The organism is Plantibacter elymi (nom. nud.) (assembly GCF_900177795.1).
In the GTDB taxonomy this organism is placed as follows: Bacteria; Actinomycetota; Actinomycetes; order Actinomycetales; family Microbacteriaceae; genus Plantibacter; species Plantibacter elymi.
In genome coordinates this window covers 583,104-598,873 of record NZ_FXWJ01000002.1, presented here as the reverse complement: position 1 = coordinate 598,873, position 15,770 = coordinate 583,104, and the positions used below count along the sequence as shown (strand labels likewise).

The following is a 15,770-nucleotide window of genomic DNA, read 5'->3' as shown; positions in this document are numbered from 1 at the left end:
GATCGGATGATCGGGCCGCCGTCTGTCAGTCTCGGTGGTCAGCTGACGCTGGACTGCTTGCGTTCGGCTTCCAGGACCGCGACGTCGTCGATGATGCGCTGCGTCGTGCTGGTGTTGATCGTGCCACCCGTCGAGCGGGTGATGTCGCCGGGCCGTGATGCCGGCGCGGTGGACGCGGGCTTCACCTCGGCGTACTGCTCGTGGTGCTGCTTGGCGACCCAGGACTCCTGCTCTGCGACGAGCGCCTGTTCCGATCCCGTGGACTCCGCGCGCCAGCGACGGAGGTCGCCCTCGAAGTCCTTGCGAGCGCGTGCCGGCTTCTTCGACCACTCGACGAGGCGGTCGCGGAACTCCTCGACGACCGGGTCCAACTCGTACCCGAACGTGGCGGAGTTGCGCTTCATCTCGTGGAGCTGGTGGTTCGCCCAGTCCGCAGCGACGGCCGCACCCTTGATCGGGCTCAGTCGCACGAGCGTGTCGGCCTGGGCGACGGCCCGATCGCTGAGCACCTGCTCCTGGGGGGTGAGCGAGTTCCAGACGCTGGCCTCGGTGGCGGCATCGACGAGCGCCAGGATCGCGACGTTCTTCTGCTCTCGATCGCGCTGGTCCACGATGGCTCGCAGCGCACGACGGCTTGCGCCGGCGGCGACGAGAGAGGAAACCACGACGGCCACGATGAAGAGGGCCGCAGCGAACAGCATGGGGCGGACCTCAGCTGAGGTCACCCACTCTACGAAGTCATTCCACCACTGCATGGGCCGCAGACTACCCCTCGTTCGGGCGTGAACTCGGGCGACGCACCGGGTTCGACGGGAACGGCGGGAGGGTCGTCACTCAGTTGCGGAAGGCGTCGATGGCGACCGCGAGATCGCTGAAGCTGCCCAGAGGGGCATACCCGAGGACGGCCGGCCGGAACCGGTTGGCCCGGTACTCCGGAACGCCGTCCGCTCCGACGGCCTCGATGTTGCCGAGCACGCGGCCGTCGGGGGTCGTGACGCGCCAGTAGCCGGGACGGATGCTCAGGGCGTTGGGCATGGGACTCCTCGTGCGCTGGTGGGGCGATGCCGGACTGGGACTGCCGGCTGGTACTCGTCAGCGTATGCGGGGCCACCGACATCGGCCCTGGTCGGAGCGGAGCGAGGGTCCTCCACAGCGAAGTGCGCGGTTGTGGACATCGACGAGGGCCGACCGGCTCGACACGGGGCCTCCGGGATCGGTGAGGCTGGCAGCGCGTCCGGGGTGGCGATCGGCACGGACCCGCCCCGGACGCTTCCGCGATCCACCGCCAGGATCGTCGGACCGACAGGAGAGGAACCCATGAACGACCAGATCACCGTCTGCGGACATGTCGCGACAGACCCCAAGCACCATCGCACGACGTCCGGGCTGGACATCACCAGTTTCCGCCTGGCGTCGCAGCAACGTCGGTACGACCAGAAGCAGGGTTCCTGGGTCGCGCAGGAGACGAACTGGTACACGGTGAGCGCCTTCCGCGGATTGGCGACCGCCTCCGCGACATCGCTCGTCAAAGGACAGCGCGTCATCGTGCTCGGTCGGTTGCGGATCCGCGATTGGGAGCAGGGTGAGCGACGAGGGACGTCGGTCGACATCGAAGCCGATCACATCGGGCCCGACATCGGCTGGCAACCGAAGGGGTCCGGTGAGTCGCCGATCGGAGCGGGGGCGAACCCGGCGCCCGCCGCATCCGAGTCGACCGGTTCCGGAACCGGGGAATGGGCGTCGGCACCGCCGCAGGACACGCCGTTCTGACGCGCCGCGTAGACTGCTCGGCGTGCAGAAGAGCCTCCGCGACCGCCCCGTCTCAGCCGTCACCTCGATCCGTCGCCGCTCGTCGATCGCCGGCGTCCGGGCCGGCGTGGTGCTCGGCCTGCTCGGCATCGTTGTGACCGGTTGCACCCAGACCGCTCCCGAGCCGACGGCCACGCCGAGCCAGACGCCGACCGCCACGGAGACCGCTCCGGCGGCGCCGGTGCTGCTCCCCGAGGGCACCGCCACGGACAACCTGCCGTTCTTCGACGCCGTCAATGCCGCGACGCTCGCCGCGAACCCCGCCGCAGGCGGCCAGGCGATCATCGACGGTCTCGTCGCCGCCGGCTTCCCGAAGGCGGAGATGGAGGTCTCCTCGGACACGACGAGCATCGGCGAGCCGGCCGACTCGATCCAGTTCGCCATCCGGTGGCAAGGGCAGTGCATCCTCGGGCAGAACGGGCCGGCGACGGGGTACCACTCGTCGGTGGTGTCACAGCTCGACACCGGTCGATGCCTCGTCGGGGTCACCCGCGTGATCGACTGGTAGAGCCGCCGACCGCTTCCGGACTGGTGCAAGTCGTGGGCATGCCATAACCTGAAATTTCAGATGTTGCCACCTCTTGGGTGGCTCGATCCGGAATCGAGGGACTGCATGACCGCCAACCCATCACCTGGCGGGGAACCTGCCACCGAGGCCGTCTTCCTGGCCGACGAACGTCTGGCCGTGGCGCCGACGGCGCTCGCGCACACGCTCAAGCCTCGTCATCTGGCGCTGATCGCCCTCGGTGGCATGATCGGCGCCGGGCTCCTCGTGGCGTCGAGCACGGCGATCCTCGCAGCAGGGCCCGGCGTGATCCTCGCGTACGCCCTGGCCGGCGTGGTCGTGGTGCTCGTCATGCGCATGTTGGGGGAGATGGCCTCCGCATCGCCCGAGACCGGGTCGTTCTCCGCCTACGCCTCGCGATTCATCGGTCCCTGGGCCGGTCTCGCGATCGGATGGCTCTACTGGTGGTTCTGGGTCGTGGTCGTCGGCATCGAGGCGACGGCCGCAGCGCAGATCGTCAGCCAGTGGGTGCCCGGTCTCCCGCAGTGGATCCCGGCGCTCGTGATCACCGTCGCATTCCTCGCCGCCAACCTCGTCTCCGTGAAGTCGTTCGGTGAGTTCGAGTTCTGGTTCTCGTCGATCAAGATCGCGGCCGTGATCCTGTTCATCGCGCTCGGATCGCTCATCATCGTCGGCGTCATCCCGACCGAGACGGCGACCGTCGCCAACCTCGCTCCAACCGACGGGGGCTTCCTGCCGTTCGGTATCGGCGGCGTCCTGGCGGCGCTGTTGCCGATCATCTTCTCGATGTTCGGTGCCGAGGTCGCCACGATCGCGGCGGGAGAATCGGTGGACCCGAAGGGTGCCGTCCGGCGAGCGGTGAACTCGGTCGTCTGGCGGATCCTGCTGTTCTACATCGGCTCGATCCTGGTCGTCCTCATCGTGGTGCCGTGGACGGAGATCACGCCGGGGATCAGTCCCTTCGTCACCATGCTGCACGCCGCCGGGATCCCCGGTGCCGGGGTGGCGATGGACATCATCGTCTTCACGGCCCTGCTGTCGACGCTCAACGCCTCGCTGTACACGGCATCGCGCATGCTGTTCTCGCTCGGCGGCCGCGGGGAGGCCCCGCGAGCGGTCCGCGCGACGACACGGCGCGGCACTCCGGCGGTCGCGATCCTGTGCTCGGCCGTCGTCGGGCTCGTGTGCGTCCTGTTGAACTACCTCGCACCGGACGAGGTCTTCACGTTCCTCGTCAACTCCACCGGCGCGATCGCGATCTTCGTGTGGATCGTGATCGCCGTCGCTCAATTGCGCAGCCGACGGTTCGATCAGGTCTCGCCGTCGGAGAGCAGCGACCGCGTCGGCGGGATCCGCATGTGGGGACACCCGTGGCTCACCGTCGTGGTCGTCGTCGCGCTCGTCGCGCTGCTGGTGTCGATGTTCTTCGGCGGGCCCGCCCGGCTCCTCGAGGTGACGACGAGTTGCGCGATCGCGGCGGCGGCCGTCATCGCGGGCGTCGTCGTGCAGCGCAAACGGAGGGTCCGCCCGTAGACTGGACGGCGACATGGCTGAATACATTTACTCGATGGTCCGCGCCCGCAAGGCGGTCGGCGACAAGCTCATCCTCGACGACGTGACGATGGCGTTCCTGCCCGGAGCGAAGATCGGCGTCGTCGGCCCGAACGGTGCCGGTAAGTCCACGATCCTGAAGATCATGGCGGGGATCGACACCCCCTCGAACGGTGAGGCGAAGCTCACGCCGGGCTTCAGCGTCGGCATCCTCATGCAGGAGCCGGAACTCGACGAGGACAAGACCGTGCTCGAGAACGTCCAAGAGGGCGTCGGCGAGATCAAGGGCAAGATCGACCGCTTCAACGAGATCTCGCTCGCGATGGCCGAGCCCGACGCCGACTTCGACGCCCTGCTCGCCGAGATGGGCGTGCTGCAGGAGGCGATCGACGCCGCTGACGCCTGGGACCTCGACTCGCAGCTGGAGCAGGCGATGGACGCCCTGCGCTGCCCGCCGTCCGACGCCACGGTCGCCCACCTCTCCGGTGGTGAGAAGCGTCGCGTCGCACTCTGCAAGCTCCTCCTGCAGAAGCCCGACCTCCTGCTCCTCGACGAGCCCACCAACCACCTCGACGCCGAGAGCGTGCTCTGGCTCGAGCAGCACCTCGCCCAGTACGCGGGCGCCGTGCTCGCCGTCACCCACGACCGGTACTTCCTCGACCACGTCGCAGAGTGGATCTGTGAGGTCGACCGCGGTCGCCTGTACCCCTACGAGGGCAACTACTCGACCTACCTCGAGAAGAAGGGCGAGCGTCTCAACGTCCAAGGCAAGAAGGACGCGAAGCTCGCCAAGCGACTCGCGAGCGAACTCGAGTGGGTCCGCAGCAACGCGAAGGGCCGCCAGGCGAAGTCGAAGGCTCGTCTCGCTCGCTACGAGGAGATGGCGACGGAGGCCGAGCGCACCAGGAAGCTCGACTTCGAGGAGATCCAGATCCCCGCCGGTCCGCGACTCGGCTCGACGGTCCTCGAGGCCAAGAAGCTCGAGAAGGGCTTCGACGGACGCGTCCTCATCGACGACCTCTCCTTCAGCCTGCCTCGCAACGGCATCGTCGGCATCATCGGCCCGAACGGTGTCGGTAAGACCACGCTGTTCAAGACCATCGTCGGCATCGAGCCGCTCGATGGCGGTGAGCTCAAGGTCGGCGAGACCGTGAAGCTCTCCTACGTCGACCAGTCCCGTGGGGGCATCGACCCCAACAAGACGCTCTGGGAGGTCGTGTCCGAAGGGCTCGACTACATCCAGGTCGGCAACCAGGAGATCCCGTCCCGCGCCTACGTGTCGACCTTCGGGTTCAAGGGGCCGGACCAGCAGAAGAAGGCCGGCGTCCTCTCCGGTGGTGAGCGCAACCGACTGAACCTCGCGCTGACCCTCAAGCAGGGCGGTAACCTCCTGCTGCTCGACGAACCGACCAACGACCTCGACGTCGAGACGCTCTCGAGCCTCGAGAACGCGCTCCTCGAGTTCCCGGGTTGTGCCGTGGTCATCACCCACGACCGGTGGTTCCTCGACCGCATCGCGACGCACATCCTGTCGTACGAGGGCACCGAGGAGAACCCGTCGAACTGGCACTGGTTCGAGGGTAACTTCGAGTCCTACGAAGAGGACAAGATCAAGCGCCTCGGACCGGACGCGGCCAAGCCGCACCGCTCCGCGTACCGCAAGCTCACACGCGACTAGGACCCGTGCGAACGGCCCATCGGCTTCTGCCGGTGGGCCGTCGTCCGTTCACGACCCGTACGTCCCCGACCCACGGAGGGCCCAGCAATGACCAGACTCCACGTGCCGATCCCACTGCGGTGGGGCGACCTCGACGCCTTCAACCACGTCAACAACGCCTCGATGCTCAAGCTGCTGGAGGAAGCGCGCGTCCGCGTCTTCTGGATCCCGACGCTGGCGTCGGAGGACGTCCCGCCGACGGCGGTCATCGATGCGAGCCTCGAGGCCGAGACGCTGACGCTCGTGGCGCACCAGGAGATCGAGTACCTGGCCCCGATCCCGTACCAGCGCGATCCTCTCGACGTCCAGCTCTGGATGGGCAAGATCGGCGGAGCCAGCCTGCAGGTCGCGTACGAGGTCTACTCGCCGCTGGGTGGGGCATCGCAGACGCTGTACGCCCGAGCCTCAACGACGGTCGTCATGGTGGACGCCAAGACGCTCAAGCCGCGCCGGATCTCGGACGTCGAACGTGCCGCATGGGAGCCGTTCGTCGAGGATCCGATCGAGTTCTCGCGGCGCTGAGCGACGCCGGTCATCGAGGCGTCGGGAACCGCACCATGCCCTCCTGGGCGACGCTCGCGACGAGGCGACCCGCCCGATCGTAGATGCGCCCGAGGGACAGACCTCGTCCGCCGGTGGCGCTCGGGGAATCCTGCAGGTAGAGCAGCCACTCGTCGACGCGGGCGGGTCGGTGCCACCACATGGCGTGGTCGAGACTGGCGATCTTGATGCCCGGGGTGGCCCACGGGACGCCGTGACGACGGAGCACCGGCTCCAGGATCGTGTAGTCACTCGCGTAGGCGAGCGCGGCACGGTGCAGCGCCGGGTCGTCGGGCAGGTCCTCGATCGTCTTGAACCACACCGCTTGCCGGGTGGTCCGCTCGCCCTCCACTCGGAGGTAGACGGGGGAGCCGACGTGTCGGAGGTCGAAGGGGCGTCCCGTCGCCCAGGCCTCGGCCGCCGGGTGGTCGATCCCGCTGAGGAGCTCGGCGGCCGACGGGAGGGTCTCCGGGTCGGGGATCCCGTCGGGCAGCTCGATCTGATGCTCCGGGCCCTCGTCCTGGGTCTGGAAGGACGCGATCATCGAGAGGATCGGCACCCCGTTCTGATAGGCCTGGGTGCGTCGGGTGGCGAACGAGCGTCCGTCGTGGATGCGGTCGACCGCGAAGGTGATCGGCAGGTCGACGTCGCCTGGTCGGAGGAAGTACCCGTGCATCGAGTGGATGATGCGTTCGGCGTCGACGGTCCGGGTCGCGGCGACGACGGACTGGGCGAGCACCTGACCACCGAAGACCCGCCCCTGCGGCATCCATTGCGACGGACCGGTGAAGATGTCCTCGTCGGTTCGGACACCGGGAGCACTGAGATCCAGCGCGGTGAGCAGGGAGTGGATCGGTTCCTTCACGCGAACACGCCTTTCATCCGAGGGTCGAGGCTCGGTCGTCGATGCCCGACCCGACCCGCCGAGTCTATCCAGGCCCTGGCGACGCGGTGCCGGAGCGCACGCGGCGGTGGCGTAGATTGAGAGGAGATGTCCACCACCTTGCAGCTCCTCGATGCCACCTCGCTCGCCGACCTCCGCACCTTCCTCGCACGCGCCGCCCGGATCGACGATTCCGGTGTACGACTCCTGGCTGCCGGGGACGTCCTGGCGGTCTCCGCCCCGGTGCTGCACCCGCAGGGTCTGCTCGACCGGAGTCCGACGATCATCGGGATGCGCACGTTCGCACTCGCCGAACCCGCCACGGCCGACGTCCTCGCGACCCCGCGTGAACTCATCGACCGCATCGTCCGAACGCTCGGCGGCGTCGCTGCCGAGGACCTGATGGCGGATGCCCGCGAGACCGTGCCGCTCGAGCTGCCGCCGTCCACGAGGACGGCCCCGTGGGTCGGACAGGCACCGCCCCGTGGCGGCTGGGAACGGGCGGGCGACGTGGACACCATCGAGCTCGAACTCGTCGCCAGGACGGGGGCCGCGGAGATCGCCGAGACGCTCCCCACGGCGGTGGGCGATCAGATCGTCCAGAAGGTGCGGTCGCAGGTCTGGTCCCGGCCCCTCGGCGACGGCCACGGACTCCCGACCGGAGCGGCGTTCGCCGCGGTGGCCCTCGGCTTCATCGCCGAGCCGGAGCGCGCGGCCGTCTTCCGCTCAGGCGGATGGGTGCGCTTGAGCACCCGACGCGGGCATGTGCTCGCGGGCGCCGTGTCCTGATCCTCAGGCGCCTGCCATCGCGCGGCCGGCGGTCCGACCGCTGAACAGACACCCGCCGAGGAAGGTTCCCTCGAGCGCGCGGTAGCCGTGTATCCCTCCACCACCGAAGCCAGCCGCCTCACCGGCGGCGTAGAGGCCGGGCACCGGGTTCCCGTCCGGGCCGAGGACCCGACTCGCGAGGTCGGTCTCCAGCCCACCGAGGCTCTTGCGGGTCAGGACGTGCAGCTTCACCGCGATGAGCGGTCCGGCTTTCGGATCGAGGAGCCGGTGCGGTGCGGCGACGCGGATGAGTTTGTCGCCCCGGTAGGAGCGGGCACCGCGGAGCGCCGTGATCTGCAGGTCCTTCGTGAACGGGTTGTCGATCTCGCGATCGCGCGCTTCCACCTCGGCGATGACGTTCGCCGCGTCGATCGGCGTCTCCGGGCTGAGCTCCTGCATGCCGGCGATCAGCTCGGTGAGCGTGTCGGCGACGACGAAGTCCGCGCCGTGTTCCTTGAACGCCTCGACCGGCCCGGGCGCTCCCGGGCCGATGCGCTTCGCGAGGAGCCCGAGGTCCTTCCCGGTGAGGTCGGGGTTCTGCTCGCTCCCCGACAGCGCGAACTCCTTCTCGATGATCCGCTGGGTCAGCACGAACCAGCTGTGGTCGTGGCCGGTGGCACGCAGGTGCGCGAGGGTACCGAGCGTGTCGAAGCCCGGGAAGAGCGGCACCGGGAGCCGCTTCCCGGTCGCGTCGAACCAGAGCGACGACGGCCCCGGTAGGATCCTGATGCCGTGCTGCGGCCAGATCGGATCCCAGTTGGTGATGCCTTCGACGTAGTGCCACATCCGGTCGCCGTTGATGAGACGCCCGCCCGCACGCTCACTGATCGCCAGCATGCGTCCGTCGACGTGCGCAGGGACTCCGGAGAGCATGGTCGTCGGCGGCGTCCCGAGCCGAGCCGGCCACTGCTCGCGGACGAGGTCGTGGTTCCCTCCGATGCCGCCGCTCGCGACGAGCACCGCGGGCGCCCTGCACGAGAATTCGCCGACGACCTCGCGCGAGCTCGGGGCCCCGCGCTCGGCATGTGACGGGGCGAGCACCGAGCCTCGTACGCCGACGACCGCGCCGTCCTCGGTGAGCAGCTCGTCCACGCGGTGCCGGAAGTGAGCCGACACCGTGCCGTCCTCGACGCCGGCGTTGACCCGTCGGACGAAGGGTGCGACGACACCGGGTCCGGTGCCCCAGGTGATGTGGAAGCGGGGAACGGAGTTGCCGTGGCCGATGGCGCCGTAACCGCCCCGTTCCGCCCAGCCGACGACCGGGAAGAACCGCACGCCCTGGTCGTGGAGCCAGGCGCGCTTCTCGCCAGCGGCGAAATCGAGGTACGCCTCTGCCCAGCGCTTGGGCCAGTGGTCCTCGGGACGGTCGAACGCTGCTGCGCCGAACCAGTCCTGGGTCGCGAGCTCGAGCGAGTCACGGACGCCGAGGTGGCGCTGCTCGGGGGAGTCGACCAGGAACAGGCCGCCGAACGACCAGTGCGCCTGGCCACCGAGGTTCGACTCCGGCTCCTGTTCGAGCAGGATGACCCGCTTGCCGGCGTCGATCAGCTCCGCGGCGGCGACGAGCCCGGCCAGCCCGCTGCCGATCACGATCGCGTCGGCCTCGGTTCGATCGGCGGACGGGTTGGGAGGGACGGCTGCTGGCATCTGCTGACTCCTTCGGCACGGACGTGCGTCCGATCCTACGACCGCGCGGCCGGAATCAGAGGAGACTGCGGCGCGGTCCCCCCGGATCCTCGTCGAAGGTGTTGACCATGGCGTGGGCTGCCCGCTCGAGGTAGTCCCAGAGCGTCGCCTCGTGCACCGGCGCGAGGTCGAGGCTGTCGACGGCGGCGCGCATGTGCAGCAGCCAGCGGTCGCGAGCGTCGGGGTTCACGTGGAAGGGCTGGTGTCGGAGCCGGAGACGCGGGTGGCCGCGTTCGGCGCTGTAGGTGCCCGGCCCACCCCAGTACTGCTCGAGGAAGAGCATCAGCCGGTCGGCCGCCGGACCGAGGTCCTCCTCGGGGTACATCGGTTTCAGGACGGGGTCGCCGGCCACGCCGCGGTAGAACTCGTCCACGAGGGCCTTGAAGGTGGCGTGTCCGCCGACCTGCTCGTAGAAGGACATGCCTGGTGCCTGGGAGTCGGTCACTGCTGCCCTCTCGGGGGTCGCTTGGTCTTCGGCGCCCGTGGAGGGACCACCGTGGTCGGGTGGGTGCGCGGGGGACGCGAACCGGTCACGCTTGCGGCACCCTCGAAGCCAGAGAGGACGATGCTGTTGAGCGACGGCAGCTTGACGTCCATCTCGTCGACGGCCCGCTTCAACCGCATCCGCAGTTCGCGAGCCACGTCGTCCTTGGCACTCGTGCGCGTCTTGATCACCAAGCGGATGACGAGTGCGTCGCCCGAGATCGACTCGAGACCCCACAGCTCGGGCTTCTCGAGGATGCGGGAGCGCCACTTGGGGTCGTGGGCGAGTTCGTTCGCCGTGTCGAGCATGCGCTCCTGGACGGCCTCGACATCGGTGTCGTACGGGATCGCCAGGTCGATGATGACCCGCGACCACCCCTGCGACATGTTGCCGACCCGCAGGATCTCGCCGTTGCGGACGAACCAGAGCGTGCCGTTGACGTCGCGTACCTGGGTGATCCGGATGCCGACGGTCTCGACGACGCCGGTGGCGGGTCCGAGGTCGACCACGTCGCCCACGCCCAGTTGGTCCTCGACCACCATGAACAGGCCGTTGAGGATGTCCTTGACGATGTTCTGCGCGCCGAAACCGAGACCGGCACCGACCGCGGCCGTCAGCAGGGCGAAGGAGCCGATGATGCTCGAGTCGATGACGTTGACGACGAGGATGGCCGCGACGATGACGATGGTGACGTTGACGATGTTGCTGAGCACGGTACCGAGGGTCCGCGTGCGTTGGACCAGTCGGACGGCGGCGAGCGGCGAGGCGAGCAGCGATTGCGTGTCGGTCACGTCGGCGCTCTTCTTGACGCCACTCACGATGCGGCCGACGACGCGTCGGATGACGAATCGGAGTACCCATGCGGCGGCGAACGCCAGGCCGATCACGACCACCACGCCGATGATCTTCCACCCCGCCGTCCAGAGGAAGGCGGTCACGTCAGGCCAGATCTCATCCCAGTTCATATGGGCCTCAGTGTATCGAGCGACCCGGAGTGAACCGTGTGAGCCGCCCGAGTGCGAGCCGGACGGTGCCTGCGTGAACGGTCACGGACGCACGAGTCCGTGCTTGTAGGCGAAGATGACCGCCTGCACGCGGTCGCGCAGTTGCAGCTTCATGAGCACGCGACCGACGTGCGTCTTCACCGTCGACTCGGAGAGGACGAAGTGGGCGGCGATCTCCGCGTTGCTCAGCCCCTCCGCCATGGCGACGAGGATGTCGTGCTCCCGCGGTGTCAGCTCGGCGAGTTCTGCCGCCGAGCCGTCCTCGGCGGCCGCGGGTGTGCCGGGGAGGGCCGTCGCGAAGAGTTCGAGCATCCGCTTCGTGATGCGGGTCGAGACCGCGGCGTCGCCGGCGTGGACCGCGCGGATCGCGGACGTCAGCTCGTTCGGCAGGGCGTCCTTCAGGAGGAAGCCGCTCGCGCCGGCCCGCAGCGCTCCGAAGGCGTACTCGTCGAGGTCGAAAGTCGTCAGGATGATGATGCGGCTGTCGGGGTTCGCGGCGACGATCCTCCTGGTCGCCTCGATCCCGTCGAGTCCCGGCATCCGGACGTCCATGAGGATCACGTCCGGCCGCAGGGTGGCGGCGAGGTGGATCGCCTCGGCGCCGTTCGAAGCCTCACCGACCACGTCCAGATCGTCCTCCGCGCCGAGCACCAGGCCGAATCCGAGCCGGATGAGCTGTTGGTCGTCGACGAGCAGGATGCGGACGGGATCGGTCATGGTGTGGTTCCTCGTGGTTCGGTGGTCGGCGGGGACGTTCTCGTCGGGCGTGGTTCCAGGGGGAGGACGGCATGGACGCGCCAGAGCCGATCGCCGACGGCTCCGGCGGTGACCCGACCCCCTTGGAACGCGACGCGTTCGCGGAGGCCCAGCAACCCCTGGCCGGCGCCGAGCGACGGCGCGTCCGGAATGGACCCGTCGTTCTCGACGATGAGCTCGAGGTGTTCGTCGTCGGTGGTGATGACGACGTCGACGCGCTTCGGCCGCTCCGAGTACCGCAGCGCGTTCGTGAGTGCCTCCTGCGTGATGCGGTGCACGGCGAGCAGGATCGACGGGTCGTCCGTCGACGGCCCCGAGACGGTGAGTGCGACCGGCAGACCGAGCCCGCGGAAGGTCTCGACGAGCGTGGGGATCGACGCGGCGTCGGGTTGCGGTGCGAGGGGTGCACTGCCGGTCTCGCGGAGGACGCCCAGCATGCGTCGCATGTCGACGAGGGAGCCCCGGGCGGCGTCGGTGACGGCGGTCATGGCGGACCGTGACGCCGCCGGGTCCTTCGTCGCCAGGGCCCCCTCGCTCAGCGCGACGATGACGGTGAGGCTGTGGGAGACGATGTCGTGCATCTCGCGGGCGATGCGGGTCCGCTCGGCGACGGCGGCGAGCTGGGCCTGCTGGTCGCGCTCGCGGGCCAGCTGCGCCGCCCGATCGACGAGGGCCTCGACGTACCGCTTGCGATTGCCGACGTTGATCCCGATCAGCAGCCCGAAGAGCGCGAAGAGGACGACCGAGATGATGGTCTGCTGCGGCTCTCCCGGCTCATGTGGCGCGGCCCAGGGCAGGAACGGGGCGAGGACGGCGACCACCGCGGCGGTGGCGAACGCCTGCCAACCGAGCGCGACGGTCCGGTACACGGCCACCGAGTAGAGCAGGATCGGCACCGCGAACGCGTCGACGCCCACCGTCTGCGCTACCGAGACGAGCCCGACGGCGATGACGAGCACGGTCATCGCGAGCGGGCGCCGTCGCCTGAGCAGGACGGCGAGCGTCGTGATGCCCACGATCGCGACGGCGAGGGCGATGCGACCGGGCTGAGCCGCCAGGTCGACGTCGAACCACTCGACGGTGCTGACCGAGAGCGCGACGAGGAGGTACCCGGCGGCGATGAGCGAGTCGGCGGTCCACGGATGCCTCGACCACCAGCGTCGGACGACCCCGGGTGGGCGTGGGAGCATCAGCGCGGCCTCCGTCGCGGCCCGGTCCCGGTCGGAGGAGGGCTTCCGAGTAGTCACGACGAGGACGACCCTGTGGGTCGGTCGTCGTTCACTGGGCCGCGCATCCCTCCAGGATACGGAGAACCCCTCCACAGCGGGTCGTGCCGTGGAGGGGTTCTCACCAGATGATCCTGGTACCGGAGTGCTATCCGGCCGAGTGGGTCACGCGGCGTCCCGTGCCTGTGCCGCGAGCGCCCGCTCGACCCCGGCGAGGGCTTCGACGAGCATGCGTCGGAGTGCCGGGACGTCGGGATTGGCGTCCAACCACGCGCGGGTGCGGTCGCGGAGCTCGGTGGAGGCGAGCGCCGCCGGGTAGAGTCCCTCGACGATGTACTCGGCGATCTTGTAGCTGCGCGACTCCCAGACCGACGTGAGCGCGGCGAAGTACGGCTCGACGAGCGGCTGCAGGACGGCCGGGTCGATGACGTGCCCGAACCCGAGACCGACGTTCCGGACGATCGCGTTCGGCTGGTCGTCGTGCTCGACGACCGAGTCGAACGCTGCGCGCTTGCCCTCGACGGTGGGGATCGTCGCCCGTGCACGAGCGGCCGCCTGCGCACCGTTGGCCGTGTTGTCCTCGGCGAGCGCCGCATCGATGTCCGAACCGTCCGCGAGACCGAGGAGGACCAGGCCCTCGAGCAGCTCCCAGCGGAGGTCGGTGTCGATCTCCAGGCCCGGGAGTGCCGCGGAGCCGTCGCGCAGTGCACGCAGGTGCTCGCCGTGCTCGGGGGTCGAGGCGAGGGCGGCGAAGAACTTCACGAACTGGAACTGCGCGTCGGAACCGGCCTCCGCCTCCTGGGCGAGCGTCCAGAGCGCGTCGCCGACCCGGGAGATGGTCGCCAGGCGGCGTTCCGGAGCGACGTAGTTGCGCGCGGCCAGACCGAGCTGGCCGAGCGTGGTGCGCAGGGTCGTCGACTCGGTCTCCGTGGCGATGTTCCCGAGGACGAGCTCCACGTAGTCGGAGGCGCTCGACTCGGCGTCGCGGGTCGCGTCCCAGGCAGCGCCCCAGACCAGCGAGCGTGCGAGCGGGTCCTCGATCGAGGCGAGGTGGCCGATCGCCGTCGCGAGCGACCGCTCGTCGAGGCGGATCTTCGCGTAGGCGAGGTCGTCGTCGTTCAGCAGCACCAGGTCGGGCTGGGTCTCACCGACGAGCTCCGGCACCTCGGTGAGCGCCCCGTCGACGTCGAGTTCGACGCGTTGGGTGCGGACGAGCTTGCCGTCCTGCAGCCGGTACAGGCCGATGGCGAGGCGGTGCGGACGCAGCGTGTCGTAGTCCGCGGGGACCGTCTGACGGACGGCGAACGCGGTGAACGCGCCGTCAGCGTCGACCGTGAACTCCGGGCTCAACGTCCCGACCCCGGCGGTCTCGAGCCACAGCTTCGACCACTCGCGGAGGTCGCGGCCGCTCGTCGCCTCGAGCTCGACGAGCAGGTCGTCGAGCACGGTGTTGCCGAACTCGTGCTTGCGGAAGTAGTTGCCGACGCCGGCGAAGAACGCCTCGATGCCCACCCAGGCGGCGAGCTGCTTCAGGACGGAGCCGCCCTTGGCGTAGGTGATGCCGTCGAAGTTGACCTGGACGTCCTCGAGGTCGTTGATGGTCGCGACGATGGGGTGCGTCGACGGCAGCTGGTCCTGGCGGTACGCCCAGGTCTTCTCCATCGCGTTGAACGTCGTCCACGCCTCGGTCCACTCGGTGGCCTCAGCGGTGGCGATCGTCGAAGCCCATTCGGCGAACGACTCGTTCAACCACAGGTCGTTCCACCACTTCATGGTGACGAGGTCGCCGAACCACATGTGGGCGAGCTCGTGCAGGATCGTGACGACCCGGCGCTCCTTGATCGCGTCGGTCACCTTCGAGCGGAACACGTAGGTCTCGGTGAAGGTCACCGCGCCGGCGTTCTCCATCGCGCCCGCGTTGAACTCGGGGACGAAGAGCTGGTCGTACTTCTCGAACGGGTACGGGTACGCGAACTTCTCCTCGTAGTACGCGAAGCCCTGACGCGTCTTCTCGAAGATGTAGTCGGCGTCGAGGTACTCAGCCAGGCTCTTGCGAGCGAAGACGCCCAGCGGGATGGTCCGGCCGTCGCTCGAGGTGAGCTCGCTGCGCACCACGTCGTACGGGCCGGCCACGATCGCGGTGATGTAGGAGGAGATGCGCTGCGTGGGTGCGAAGCTCCAGGTCGCCGCGCCGTCGTGCGCCGCCACCGGCTCAGGCGTGGGGGAGTTGCTGACGACCTGCCAGGCCGCGGGCGCCGTGATCGTGAAGGTGAACGTCGCCTTCAGATCCGGCTGTTCGAAGACCGCGAACACGCGACGGGAGTCCGGCACCTCGAACTGGCTGTACAGGTACACCTCGCCGTCGACGGGGTCGACGAAGCGGTGGAGGCCCTCACCGGTGTTGGTGTACTCGGCGTCCGCGTCGACGACGAGCACGTTCTCCGCAGCGAGGCCGTCGAGCTGGATGCGCACGCCGTCGGAGACGGTCGACGGGTCGAGCTCGACGCCGTTCAGCGTGACGGAGTGGACGGTGCGCGTCATGGCGTCGATGAAGGTCGAGGCGCCCGGTTCACCGGTGAAGCGCACCGTCGTGGTGCTGCGGAACACCTCGGGACCGGTCGTGAGGTCGAGCACGACCTCGTAGCTCGACGTGTCGACGAGCGCCCTGCGCTCCTGGGCTTCGACTCGGGTGAGGTTCTCTCCTGGCACAACTGCTCCCTGGTGTTGATGGACACGTGACGTGTGAACTGCACGTGGTCG

Annotated in this window: 15 protein-coding genes; 6 read left to right on the top strand and 9 right to left on the bottom strand. The window is 69.0% G+C overall.

Annotated features, from left to right (window positions below; translation table 11 throughout):
- Positions 1 to 38: 38 nt before the first annotated feature.
- On the bottom strand, positions 39 to 725 hold the full coding sequence (locus CCK91_RS07675) for a hypothetical protein (protein ID WP_133059957.1): 687 nt from the start codon (positions 723 to 725) through the stop codon (positions 39 to 41).
- Positions 726 to 834: 109 nt separating this feature from the next.
- On the bottom strand, positions 835 to 1,035 hold the full coding sequence (locus tag CCK91_RS07670; RefSeq protein ID WP_064295136.1) for a hypothetical protein: 201 nt from the start codon (positions 1,033 to 1,035) through the stop codon (positions 835 to 837).
- Positions 1,036 to 1,317: 282 nt separating this feature from the next.
- Here CCK91_RS07670 and CCK91_RS07665 point away from each other — a divergent pair, with 282 nt between their 5' ends.
- The 5 genes from CCK91_RS07665 (at position 1,318) to CCK91_RS07645 (ending at position 6,125) form a co-directional block, all read left to right on the top strand.
- Complete coding sequence (locus CCK91_RS07665) at positions 1,318 to 1,770, top strand: single-stranded DNA-binding protein (protein WP_086473813.1); 453 nt, start codon at positions 1,318 to 1,320, stop codon at positions 1,768 to 1,770.
- A gap of 22 nt (positions 1,771 to 1,792) precedes the next feature.
- Positions 1,793 to 2,317 (top strand): DUF6993 domain-containing protein, encoded by a 525-nt coding sequence (locus CCK91_RS07660; RefSeq protein WP_242664443.1) that lies wholly within the window; start codon positions 1,793 to 1,795, stop codon positions 2,315 to 2,317.
- A gap of 105 nt (positions 2,318 to 2,422) precedes the next feature.
- Positions 2,423 to 3,868 (top strand): amino acid permease, encoded by a 1,446-nt coding sequence (locus CCK91_RS07655; RefSeq protein ID WP_086473531.1) that lies wholly within the window; start codon positions 2,423 to 2,425, stop codon positions 3,866 to 3,868.
- A gap of 13 nt (positions 3,869 to 3,881) precedes the next feature.
- Positions 3,882 to 5,564 (top strand): energy-dependent translational throttle protein EttA, encoded by a 1,683-nt coding sequence (ettA, locus tag CCK91_RS07650; RefSeq protein ID WP_079705695.1) that lies wholly within the window; start codon positions 3,882 to 3,884, stop codon positions 5,562 to 5,564.
- Between the two features lie 87 nt (positions 5,565 to 5,651).
- Positions 5,652 to 6,125 carry an acyl-CoA thioesterase gene (locus CCK91_RS07645; RefSeq protein ID WP_086473530.1) on the top strand — a complete coding sequence of 158 codons (474 nt, stop codon included), beginning with the start codon at positions 5,652 to 5,654 and terminating at the stop codon, positions 6,123 to 6,125.
- A gap of 10 nt (positions 6,126 to 6,135) precedes the next feature.
- Here CCK91_RS07645 and CCK91_RS07640 read toward each other — a convergent pair whose 3' ends face one another.
- Entirely contained in the window at positions 6,136 to 7,008 is an 873-nt protein-coding gene (locus CCK91_RS07640) for an acyl-CoA thioesterase (RefSeq protein WP_234993952.1), read from the bottom strand.
- Between the two features lie 126 nt (positions 7,009 to 7,134).
- On the opposite strand from CCK91_RS07640, the gene CCK91_RS07635 reads away from it, so the two are divergent.
- The gene (locus CCK91_RS07635) at positions 7,135 to 7,815 is read left to right on the top strand and encodes a hypothetical protein (protein WP_086473529.1); all 681 of its coding nucleotides are present in this window, start codon (positions 7,135 to 7,137) and stop codon (positions 7,813 to 7,815) included.
- Between the two features lie 3 nt (positions 7,816 to 7,818).
- On the opposite strand, the gene CCK91_RS07630 is transcribed toward CCK91_RS07635, so the two are convergent.
- The 6 genes from CCK91_RS07630 to pepN form a co-directional block, all read right to left on the bottom strand.
- Positions 7,819 to 9,501 (bottom strand): FAD-binding dehydrogenase, encoded by a 1,683-nt coding sequence (locus CCK91_RS07630; protein WP_086473528.1) that lies wholly within the window; start codon positions 9,499 to 9,501, stop codon positions 7,819 to 7,821.
- 55 nt (positions 9,502 to 9,556) lie between these two features.
- The gene (locus CCK91_RS07625) at positions 9,557 to 9,961 is read right to left on the bottom strand and encodes a globin (protein ID WP_086473810.1); all 405 of its coding nucleotides are present in this window, start codon (positions 9,959 to 9,961) and stop codon (positions 9,557 to 9,559) included.
- 20 nt (positions 9,962 to 9,981) lie between these two features.
- Positions 9,982 to 10,989, bottom strand: a complete 1,008-nt coding sequence (locus CCK91_RS07620; protein ID WP_079705699.1) for a mechanosensitive ion channel family protein — start codon at positions 10,987 to 10,989, stop codon at positions 9,982 to 9,984.
- 81 nt (positions 10,990 to 11,070) lie between these two features.
- Positions 11,071 to 11,745: a response regulator gene (locus tag CCK91_RS07615; protein WP_079002301.1), complete on the bottom strand. Its 675-nt coding sequence runs from the start codon at positions 11,743 to 11,745 to the stop codon at positions 11,071 to 11,073.
- Positions 11,742 to 12,974 carry a sensor histidine kinase gene (locus tag CCK91_RS07610; RefSeq protein ID WP_086473527.1) on the bottom strand — a complete coding sequence of 411 codons (1,233 nt, stop codon included), beginning with the start codon at positions 12,972 to 12,974 and terminating at the stop codon, positions 11,742 to 11,744. Before CCK91_RS07610 ends, CCK91_RS07615 begins: the two co-directional genes overlap by 4 nt.
- A 201-nt stretch (positions 12,975 to 13,175) precedes the next feature.
- Positions 13,176 to 15,719, bottom strand: a complete 2,544-nt coding sequence (gene pepN, locus CCK91_RS07605) for an aminopeptidase N (RefSeq protein WP_086473526.1) — start codon at positions 15,717 to 15,719, stop codon at positions 13,176 to 13,178.
- Between the last annotated feature and the right edge of the window lie 51 nt (positions 15,720 to 15,770).